Annotated in this window: 9 protein-coding genes and 1 other annotated feature; of the genes, 2 read left to right on the top strand and 7 right to left on the bottom strand. The window is 28.4% G+C overall.

What is annotated here, in order from left to right; translation table 11 throughout:
* Nucleotides 1–76: 76 nt before the first annotated feature.
* The 4 genes from NSA58_RS09760 to NSA58_RS09775 form a co-directional block, all read right to left on the bottom strand.
* Nucleotides 77–799 (bottom strand): amino acid ABC transporter ATP-binding protein, encoded by a 723-nt coding sequence (locus NSA58_RS09760; RefSeq protein WP_039678523.1) that lies wholly within the window; start codon nt 797–799, stop codon nt 77–79.
* Nucleotides 800–823: 24 nt separating this feature from the next.
* A complete protein-coding gene (locus NSA58_RS09765) occupies nt 824–1,495 on the bottom strand; it encodes an amino acid ABC transporter permease (protein WP_074079450.1) in 672 nt (223 codons plus the stop codon).
* 25 nt (nt 1,496–1,520) lie between these two features.
* Entirely contained in the window at nt 1,521–2,372 is an 852-nt protein-coding gene (locus tag NSA58_RS09770) for a transporter substrate-binding domain-containing protein (RefSeq protein WP_074429471.1), read from the bottom strand.
* 128 nt (nt 2,373–2,500) lie between these two features.
* Nucleotides 2,501–2,795: a binding site (T-box leader), on the bottom strand.
* Nucleotides 2,796–2,886: 91 nt separating this feature from the next.
* Nucleotides 2,887–4,929, bottom strand: coding sequence for an ATP-dependent helicase (locus tag NSA58_RS09775; protein WP_039678520.1), 2,043 nt, complete (start codon nt 4,927–4,929; stop codon nt 2,887–2,889).
* A 129-nt stretch (nt 4,930–5,058) separates the two neighbouring features.
* Here NSA58_RS09775 and NSA58_RS09780 point away from each other — a divergent pair, with 129 nt between their 5' ends.
* Nucleotides 5,059–5,973: a ribonuclease H-like domain-containing protein gene (locus NSA58_RS09780; protein WP_074079452.1), complete on the top strand. Its 915-nt coding sequence runs from the start codon at nt 5,059–5,061 to the stop codon at nt 5,971–5,973.
* A gap of 62 nt (nt 5,974–6,035) precedes the next feature.
* Here NSA58_RS09780 and NSA58_RS20720 read toward each other — a convergent pair whose 3' ends face one another.
* From NSA58_RS20720 to NSA58_RS09795, 3 genes are all read right to left on the bottom strand, one after another.
* Nucleotides 6,036–6,800 (bottom strand): YdcF family protein, encoded by a 765-nt coding sequence (locus NSA58_RS20720; RefSeq protein ID WP_052232860.1) that lies wholly within the window; start codon nt 6,798–6,800, stop codon nt 6,036–6,038.
* 135 nt (nt 6,801–6,935) lie between these two features.
* Nucleotides 6,936–7,841 carry a CPBP family intramembrane glutamic endopeptidase gene (locus NSA58_RS09790; protein WP_052232859.1) on the bottom strand — a complete coding sequence of 302 codons (906 nt, stop codon included), beginning with the start codon at nt 7,839–7,841 and terminating at the stop codon, nt 6,936–6,938.
* A 168-nt stretch (nt 7,842–8,009) separates the two neighbouring features.
* Nucleotides 8,010–9,575: a ClC family H(+)/Cl(-) exchange transporter gene (locus NSA58_RS09795; protein WP_039678518.1), complete on the bottom strand. Its 1,566-nt coding sequence runs from the start codon at nt 9,573–9,575 to the stop codon at nt 8,010–8,012.
* Nucleotides 9,576–9,727: 152 nt separating this feature from the next.
* Between NSA58_RS09795 and NSA58_RS09800 the strand changes: the two genes are divergently transcribed.
* Nucleotides 9,728–10,966: a cation:proton antiporter gene (locus NSA58_RS09800; protein WP_039678517.1), complete on the top strand. Its 1,239-nt coding sequence runs from the start codon at nt 9,728–9,730 to the stop codon at nt 10,964–10,966.
* Nucleotides 10,967–10,999 lie beyond the last annotated feature (33 nt).

Here is a 10,999-nt window from a genome sequence, read left to right on the forward strand (position 1 = left end):
TAATATGAATTAAATTAATTTGATAATAAAAAACTTCCAGAGATAATCTGGAAGTTTTTTTATTACAATAATATATTTATAGAACCTTAGCTAAAAATTCTTTTGTTCTCTCATTTGTAGGATTATTAAATACATTTTCTGGTGTACCATTTTCTACAATTTTTCCATCATCCACAAATATAACCCTATCTGCTACTTCTTTTGCAAATCCCATTTCATGAGTAACTATTGCCATAGTCATTCCTTCATTAGCTAGTTCTTTTATAACATCTAGAACTTCTTTTACCATTTCCGGGTCCAAAGCTGATGTAGGTTCATCGAATAACATCATATCAGGCTCCATTGCCAATGCTCTAGCTATGGCTATTCTTTGCTTTTGCCCTCCTGATAACTGAGAAGGGTATGCATCTTTTTTATCTAATAGCCCTACTCTATCTAATAATATCTGAGCTTTTTTATTTGCCTCTTCTTTGCTTATTTTTTTTATTTTAATAGGAGCTAAAGTTATATTATCTAAAACAGTCATATGAGGAAATAGGTTAAAATTTTGAAATACCATTCCTATATTTTGTCTTACTTCATCAATATTAACTTTCTTATCCGTTATATTTTTATCTTCAAATAATATTTCACCTTCTGTAGGTTCTTCAAGTAAGTTCATACATCTTAAAAGTGTACTTTTGCCTGATCCACTTGGTCCTACTATTGCAACTATTTCACCCTTATCAATTTGTAAATCTATACCCTTAAGTACATGTAAATCTCCAAATAATTTATGCAAATTACTTATCTTTATCATCTTATCACTTTCCCTTATATTATTCTAATTTGACTGAGCTAATTTTTTCTCTAATATACATACTAATTTAGATAATACAGAAGTTATTACAAGATACGTAGCTGCTGCTACTAAATACGGTTCCATTGGGCTATAAACTGCTGTAACTATTATTCCTGCCTTAAACATCAGCTCTTGGGTTCCTATAACAGAAAGTACTGCTGATTCTTTTACTAATGTTATGAACTCATTTGCTAAAGCTGGCAACACATTTTTTATAGCTTGTGGAACTATTACAAATCTCATTGTATCCTTATATCCTAAACCTAAAGATCTACTAGCCTCCATTTGACCTTTATCAACAGACTGTATTCCAGATCTTAATATTTCAGCCACATAAGCACTGGAATTTATAGATAATGCAAATGCACCTGCTATAAATTTTGAAGATATAGGCCCTACATCTGGAAAGTCGAAGCCTAGTTGTGGAAATCCATAATAAATAATATATACTTGCACAAATAATGGTGTACCTCTAAGAATTTGAATGTATGCACTTGATATTAGTTTTAATATCTTAACTTTAGACATTTTCATTAAACAAATTAATAAACCAAGAACAAAACCTATAACCAATGATACCATAGATACTAATATGGTATACTCTGCCCCTTTAATAATTAATCCATAGTACCCACTTAATTTACTAAAATCCATATATCCATCTCCTAGTTAATGTCTCTTATTTGGCTAATTCTAAAGCTTGTTGCATATACTCATCTATTTTACCGTCTTTATCTAATTTTGCTATTGTATCATTTACAGATTTTAAAAATGCAGTATTATCAACTTTATCATCTGATTTTTTTATAGCTGCTGCTGCAGTTTCTGCAACTTCATCTCCTATAGTTGTATTCCCTATAGCTACATTTTTATAATTTTTTACATTTATTTCTGCAACTGCTTTACCAGTTACTATAACATCTATTTTTCCATTTTGAAGTTCTAACATTAAATCTGGTATTTTCTTCAATTGTGTTGCATCTGATATTCCTAGACAACCTTCTTTATCACTTGTAACATAATCTGCTTGAGTTGTTCCTTTTTGAACTCCAACTTTTAGGTTCTTTATGTCTTCTGAGCTTTTTATAGAATCTTCTTTTCCTTTTGCTACTATACAAACATTACTATTTGTATAATATATTTCTGAGAAGTCTACACTTTTCTTTCTAGTTTCATCTGGTGTCATACCTGCTAAAACTATATCTACTTTATCAGCTTGTAAAGCCCCTAGTAATCCATCAAAGTCCATGTCTGTGTATTCTACTTTTACTCCCATATCTTTAGCTATTTCTTGAACTATAAAATCATCAAATCCTACTATTTTATCTTCTCCGTCTACTACCTTGTGGAATTCATATGGTGAGTATTCAGCACTTGTTCCTACTTTTAGTACACCTGCATCCTTAATTTGTTGAAGTTTGTCTGCTGTTTTACTATCTCCACCGTCATCCCCACTACTTGAACATCCTACTAATGATATCGTCATCATTGCAGCCAAAGTTAATCCTAATATTTTCTTTAATCCTTTCATTTCAATATCCCCCTTTTATAATTTAAAATATAATCTCTAAAAAATTCATGTCGCCTGTTAGCATATCATTTTGATACTGATTAGTGTAACGGTATTACCCAAATAAAAAAGTCCCTTAGTCATAATGACTAAGAGACGAATTAACCGCGTTACCACTCTTGTTGATAAAACTCACTCCGCTCGTTTCGCCAACGATATGTCTTTGCTATTATTTCAGACAAATCCGTTGCTAAACAAAATTCTCATTACTTGAGTTGAGCTCTATCCTCTCAAACCCTTAAGGCAGGCGCTACCTATTATCATACTTAGGTTCTGATAATCTTCTCCAAAGCTCTCTTCACACTAAACTTTATTATTAGGCTCACACCATACCCTAACTCGCTGAAACTCTATTTAGGCTACTTTCTTTTTCCTAGAATTTTCCTTTTCAAATTATTAATAAAATTATAGTTAGATAAACTAACTTTGTCAACAACAATTTTCAGAATCTTTTTATTTTTGTTCATATCTTTATTTATAACTTCTTAATGATATTATTTCTAATACATAGTTTGTAATCTAATGTTTTCTCTTCATTTTTAAATTTAACTTGTACCATATCTCCATCTTTACCCACAATTCTTCCATCTCCAAAACTTTTGTGATAAAGTTTATCCCCAATACTCACACTATTAATCTCTTCTTTTGTTGGATTTTTTATATCATCTAAAAATCTTGATTTATATGCCTTTTTGCCATATTTATTTATCGGTGAGCTCAAAGTTAAACTTTCCTCTGCACGAGTCATACCTACATACATAAGTCTTCTCTCTTCTTCAATTTGCTCATCTTTTTTCTCATCATCATCAATATCATAAGACTTTTCATGTGGAATGGTACCTTCATTAATACCTATAATATATACATATCTAAATTCCAAACCTTTAGCACTATGCATAGTAGTAAATACTACTCCATCCAGCTCTTTTTTATGCTGATTTTGCTCTAATTCTTCTTTAACTTTTTCTATATGAGTTAAATATTCTTCAATAGTTTCAAAATTAGACGCTGAACTTTCTATCTCATTTAATATTTCTATTAATCCATTTGTTTTTATTTTTCTATTAACACAATAATCTAAAATATATTTATCATAATCTAAAGTTGTCCTTATATAAGATATAGCATCTTGTGGGCATTGATGTTTTAAATAACTTATATCAATATCCAGATCATTTATGGTTTTTACTTGTTTTGGATGAAGATTACACTTTGTTATTAAAGCATTAACAAAATCCTTATCTTCTTTTATTTGACTTAAATTATCTCTAGATATATATCTAAATGGTTTATTAATTATTCTTATCCAATCTTCATTAGTATGTTGCTTTGCAGCTATTTTCAAATAAGATAGTATATCTCTTGCTGCCCAGTGATCATATATTGTCACTATAGAGTCTTTTATAGTAAACGGTATTCTCATATCCATAAACACATCTACAAGAGCTCTAGATTGAATATTTGTCCTGTAAATAACTGCAAAATCACTATATTCTACATAGTCCTTTTTAATTTCTTCTAATATTTCTTTTCCAATTTGAATTGCCTCATCTTCTGAGTCCTTCGGTGTAATATAATTCACTATAGCACCTTCTCCTTGGTGACATTTTATAGTTTTATCATATCTACTTATATTTTTCTCTATCAATTTATTAGATACATCAATTATTTCTTTTTTAGACCTGTAATTAATATCTAGTAATATCTTTTTTGTACCTTGGAAGTACTCTTCAAACTGTAATAAAAAGTCTGGTCTAGCGCCTCTAAATCCATAAATACTTTGATCCTCATCTCCAACAACAAATATATTATTATTAGGATTTGCCATTAGTTTTAGAACCTCAAATTGCACTCTATTTATATCCTGAAACTCATCTACTAAAATATATTTATAAACTTGTCTAACCATATCTAGAGCTTGTTTATTTTGACTCAACAAATAATATGTTCTTAGTAACATATCATCAAAATCTATTTTTTTGACTTGTTCCTTATATTCTTCATACATGTTGTAAGTATTTATAAACTCATCTTTTGTTAAAATTTCTGATTCAAAATCCTGCTTATCCATAAGCTCATTTTTCACATAAGAAATTTCATTTATAACTTGTCCCACAGTCTCGTCATCTTCGCCGTTTTCTACTTTTAAATTCTTAAGTATTCCTTTTATAGTGATTCTTTTTGTTTTTTCATCAAGAATACTATTCATATCGTATCTTCCAAAATATCTTAAAATCTTGTAAAAAACAGCATGAAAAGTCCCAAAAGTAACTTTATTTATTCTATTATCCTTACAAATTTGCAATGCCCTATTTTGCATTTCCATAGAAGAGTTCTTCGTGAAACTTATTGCTAATATTCTTGCTGGAGGAATATTATTATTCATTATCATATTTGCTATTCTATAAGTTATAACTCTTGTTTTACCTGAACCAGGTCCAGCCAGCACCATACAAGGTCCTTCCACATGTTCCACTGCTTTTCTTTGATTTTCGTTTAATTTATCTTTATCAATCATTTTTTCCCACCTTGAAGTATTTGTTTATTATTTATAAAATTACATTTACTATGATTCCTATTTAATATATGATTAAATTAATTTATTCAACGTCTATTATAGTACAAAAATGAAAAAAGGAGAAATATCATGAAAATTATAGAGAAAATTCTTAATGAAAAATTAAACATAGATAATAACACCTTTATTTTCGACATTGAAACCACAGGACTAAATCCTAAGTTTTGCAAAGTTATTTTAATTGGTATTCTATATAATTGCCAAGATAAGACTGTTATTAAACAGTTTTTTGCAGAAAATGAAGATGAAGAAAAAGAAGTGCTTACTGCCTTTGCTAATGATATTAAGTGTTTCAAAAGACATGTAACTTATAATGGCCTAGGCTTTGATATAGGGTTTATAAATTATAGATTAAAAAAACATAACATTGATTTTACTTTGAATAAAGAAGACGACTTCGATATTTTTAGATTTGTTAAACAATTTAAAAGTCCTCTAAACTTAGAAGATTGCAGTTTAAGTACAGTTGAAACATTCTTTGGTATTCATAGGGATGATATTATAGATGGTGGCGAAAGTGTAAAATTATATAAAAATTTTGTTAAAAACAAAGATCAAAAAATCATGAACACCATTCTTCTACATAATTATGAAGATATTTATAATTTAAGTAAACTTATGAATATTAAAGATTTAGTAGAAGAAAAATTAGATTTAATAGAGCTAAATGGAAATAACTGTAGCCTTAAAGTCTTTCCTTTAAACTACAAAATAAATACAAAAAAACTTATCATGAATTATTTTATTTTTACTGAAAATCAAAACAATATTTCAATCTATAACGACAATTATTCTATAATATGCCAAGATAATAATATTTCTCTGGAAATAAATATCAATAAAGGTATAGATAGAGATAAAAATACCATATTATTTTATAATTTATCGAAAATTATTCCTCTTAAGTTTAATGATGATGTTCTAAATGCAAATATTTATTCTTTGTGTAATTTTATAATGAAAAATGAACTTTGTAATATTTAACATTTTAAGTATAAAAGCTATATAACTAAATACTCTTTAATTTAGCTATATAGCTTCTTATTTTAATTCCAAAAACTAAGTTTTATACTCCTATATAAATCTATAATACTTGTAGGGTATTCTCTTATCATATAATAAATCCTATTAGAGAAGCCACTTATTGAACATAATCCTTCATTATCAATCCCCAAAATACTAGCTATAAATCTTCCCCTAAATAGATGATAGTCGCTAGTAACAATCAAAGCTCTATTTGCCAAATTTAAATCTTTCATTATTTTTTTACTAAATATTATATTTTCTAAAGTGGTAGCTGCTTTATCTTCTAAGATTATATTTTCTTCATTCACGCCCTTTTCCAACAAATAATCCCTCATTGCTGATGCTTCAGTAGTTACCTCATCTTCACCTTGTCCACCAGATACAATTATATTGATATCTTTATTTTTATTGTAATATTCAATACCTTTATCTAGCCTTAGCTTTAAGGTTTTAGATACTCCATCTTCATTTACTTTTGCACCTAAAATTATCATTGTATCAATAGGTTTTACATTACTTATATCTTTTGTTTTATACATATTTATGACAATTGCACTTTGTAGAATAATAAAGGATGATATAAACAATATCATTATTATTCTATAAATTTGGTATATTACTTTTGTATATTTATTTTTATATGCAATATTTTTGACTCTTATTAAGACGTATATAAGCATCATTGATACACTTATAAATACAGTAGAAAAACTTAGTCCCCATTCAATTAATGCTAATATGGCTGGAATACTAAATATTATAATTAGCTTTATATTTTTACTCACAACAGTCCTCCCATACAATAATCCCTTATTTTTTATTTTCAGTCAATTATAACATACCACATTATAATAAAAAAAGAAGTTATTTAGGTAACAATTTAATTAATCATTCCTTAAGTAACTCCTTAAATCTAATATTTAATTATTTATTATCACTTCTTCTTCAAATGGATTTTCTATTTTTCCTAATTTTATATAGCAATAAATACCTACTAATATAAGTATGCATCCTCCTATTATACCTGTTGGTGCTGGTCCTATAAAAGGATTTACAGTTCCTCTACATAAAATTATACTAAAGGCAGCGAAACCATTTATTGCACTATGAGCTATACCTGCTGGAATAACACTTTTCGTTTTTATAGTTAAATATGAAAGATAAAATCCAAAAATCACACAAAACACTATCATAGCAAATATGCCTCCCCATGGTGCTCCTACATATCCAGTCCCATAATTATGCCCCATTGCAATTATAGGTGCATGCCATATTCCCCATATAACTCCACTTATAATTATGGATTTTTGTACAGAATACTGTTTACAAAGCTTTTGAAGTAAATATCCTCTCCAGCCTACCTCTTCACCAAGAGTAAATATAATATTTATTATAGGTCCTATTAAGATGCCTTGAGCAAATTGAGCAATCAAAATTATCTTTGCATCAATAGCTATACCTTGGTTTTGTAATAATTCCTTAAGTGAAGTTAAATTTGTATCTAGCATATTAGGAAAAATAATAAAAAATATAATTCCACCTAGTATTATAAAAACATTCGTCATAAAATATGCAGTTAGGTAATACTTCATATTATTTTTAAATCTCGGTTTTAAATACATATTTTTAAAACCTTCTTTTGTAATTAATCTTGTTAATATTGAAGATAATGTTGGTATTAGCATGAGAACTGATAATATTATAAGACTTTTGCTTGATCCATAAGTGTCTCCAGTCAAAGGTATTGTAGCAACCCATCCCCATGAAAGTATAAATACAATTCCTAAAAACACATACAATCTTCTTTTTTCAATATTTTTCCCCATTTTTATTCAACCCCTTTATATTTACCTATTAAATCTATATTTCTAATTTCTTTAATAAATTCTCGTATCTAATATTATATCTTATTAATATAAAACCATCAGTCGACACAATGTATTTATGGTTGATTTTACATTCATCAAGTCAACTGATGGTTTGCTTAATATTTATTAAATTGTAGCTGCCATTTCAGATATATCTTCCAACATACACGATGCATGATCTTCATTAGTCATTATTACTAATAAATCTCCCGCATAAATCTTCGTATCTCCCCTTGGTAAAATTTCTTTTTCACCTCTATGTATAGATACTACTAAACAATCTTCAGGCCAATCTATATCTTTTATTTCTTTGTCATCTAATTCACTGTATATTTGTACTGCTATTTCTATTAGAGTTTTCTTCCCTACTCTTCCTTCATATTTATTTATACCTTTAGCTAAAATTCTGCTTAATAAACTTTCATAAATTGGTGCAGAATTTAAAATATCTGAAGTTAATTGAGATACTATTACCACTACTGCTAAAGACAACAAATGATTTAGAGACCCTGTCATTTCTGAAATTAATAATATAGCTGTAATAGGTGCTTTTACTATAGAGGCAAAATGTCCTGCCATTGCTAATACTATAAAGTTTACTATATACATGTCTGGTATACCCAAATACTTTGCAAAAACTAATCCTACAAAATTACCAACAAGGGCTCCTAGTACTAATAGTGGGAAAAATATTCCCCCTGGAGCTCCAGATCCAAAACAAACAAAAGTGAATAAAAATTTAACTACTATTAAGGTAAATAAAAACATCATAGTAAAGTTACTATCTTTTAATTCCATGATTAAATCATGTCCCCCACCCAATACTATAGGAAAGATTATACCTACTATTCCTGTTATGACGAAAGGAATTATACATTTTACTTCCACGCTTTTATTTAATTTCTTATATAAGTCCTGTGTTTTTAAAAGACCATTGCTAAATATAACACCACTAACTCCTATTACTATACCTAAAATTATAAGGCCCCAATAATACTTTAAAGGTAAAGAATTCAATTGTGAAAAATGTAAAGATGGTGTCATTCCAAAAAAGTTTTTGGAGACAAAATCAGCCATTAGAGATGCTATCATTGCTGACACTAATACTAAAGAAGAAAAGTTTTTATGTGTTTCTTCTAAAGAAAACATGACTCCCGATATGGGTGCATTGAAAGCTGCTGAAAGTCCTGCACTTGCTCCACTCGTAATTAAATATTTTTTCTCATTATCTAATTTTTTAGTTTTCTCAGAAATACCTTCTCCAATACAAGCTCCCATTTGAACTGATGGACCCTCTCTTCCAAGAGAAAGACCTGCACCTAAACAAATTAATCCACCTATAAATTTGTATACCAATACATTGAGCCAATTTTGTTTTAAATTTCTAGTTAATATACCTTCTACTTGCGGTATACCACTACCACTAATCATAGGCTCTTTCTTTACCATTCTGCCAACTGCAAATCCAAGAACTATTAAAATTATAAATAATATAGGTATTAAAATATAATTTTCACTAGCTTTTTTATAAAAATTTATAAATACAGGGCTAAGTGTTGATAATATAATTCTATGTATAACAATTATAATTCCTACTACTATACCTACTATTAAGGAATCTAAAATAAGCCTATATTTTAGTTTTTCTAATCTTTTTAACATTACATCAATTCTATCTGTTTTCCTAATCATATCTTATTCCTCCTATGACTATTTTAATTATGTTTCTATTAAAAAACAAGTTTAATAAAATATGAAAATTATTTTGTTAACATATCTATATAAATAAGTTTTTTACAAATAATATTTTTAATGAAAAATAATTATTTGTGGAGGTAAAAATTATGAGCGAAACAAATATAGTAGCAGTTAGCGCAAATGAATTACTTCTTCTAATGGCTTCCATTAGTATCCTTGGAATAATTGGAGGATTTATCGGAGAAAAATTAAAAATACCTGATGTAGTTATTTACCTACTTTTTGGAGTTGCATTTGGTCCTATATTTTTTAATATAGTTAATATAGATTCATATCCAGTTGCAAATGAGCTAATTTTAAATTTTGGCTCGGCTTTTATACTTTATGAAGGCGGAAGAGAGATTAAGTTGAAAATTTTAAACAAAGTAAAAATAACAGTTTTAATGTTAGCTTCCTTAGGGGTTTTTATAACTGCAAGTACCATTGCAGTTGGAGCTTTTTACATATTAAATTTGCCAATATCAACTAGTATCCTTTTAGGATCTATTGTTGCATCTACCGACCCAGCGAGCTTAATACCTGTATTTAAACAAGTATCAATTCACAAAATGTTAAAACAAACAGTTATAAGTGAATCTGCATTCAATGATGCCTTTGGCGCTATACTCTTCTCAAGTGTTTTAGCTGGAGTTACCATGACTCAAGAAACTAGCTTAGGACAAACTGTTTTACAACTAGTGTTTATGATTCTTATTGGTTTAATAGTTGGTGTTGTCGTAGCACTTATAGGTGTAGCCTTATCATCTAATAAACAATATGGTATTTTCCATAAATATGCCCCTATAATATCATTGGTAATTGCAATTCTTGCTTATGAAATTTCTGAAAAATTAGGTGGTAGCGGATATATGTCTGTTTTCATTGCTGGGTTAGTCGCAGGTAATAAGAAAACCTTCCATCTTTGGATTGATGATGAGCCTTATATAGAAGGTGTTCATTTTAGAGAATGTATAGCTACTATATCTAGAATGGCTATTTTTATTGTTTTAGGAACTCATTTGGATTTAAATTCTTTAATAAAATATGGTTGGAAATCACTACTCGTAGTTCTTATTCTTATATTCATAGCTAGACCACTAGTAGTTCTAATTTGTACTGCCTTTGATAAAAAAGCAAATTGGAGTTGGAACGAAAAATTATTTATGATGTGGGTTAGAGAAACGGGAGTTATTCCCGCTGCATTATCAGGTATTGTAGTATCAAATAAAGTTCCTGGTTATGAAATTATATCATCTACTGTATTTATGGCAATAGTAGTAACACTTCTAGTTCAAGCCAGCTCAACTGGTATTGTTGCAAAGAAATTGAATGTTTTAGAAGAATAAGTTTATATAAATATATCTTTATTTTTTATATCT

Origin of the sequence: Terrisporobacter muris (assembly GCF_024621905.1) — a bacterium.
In the GTDB taxonomy this organism is placed as follows: Bacteria; Bacillota; Clostridia; order Peptostreptococcales; family Peptostreptococcaceae; genus Terrisporobacter; species Terrisporobacter muris.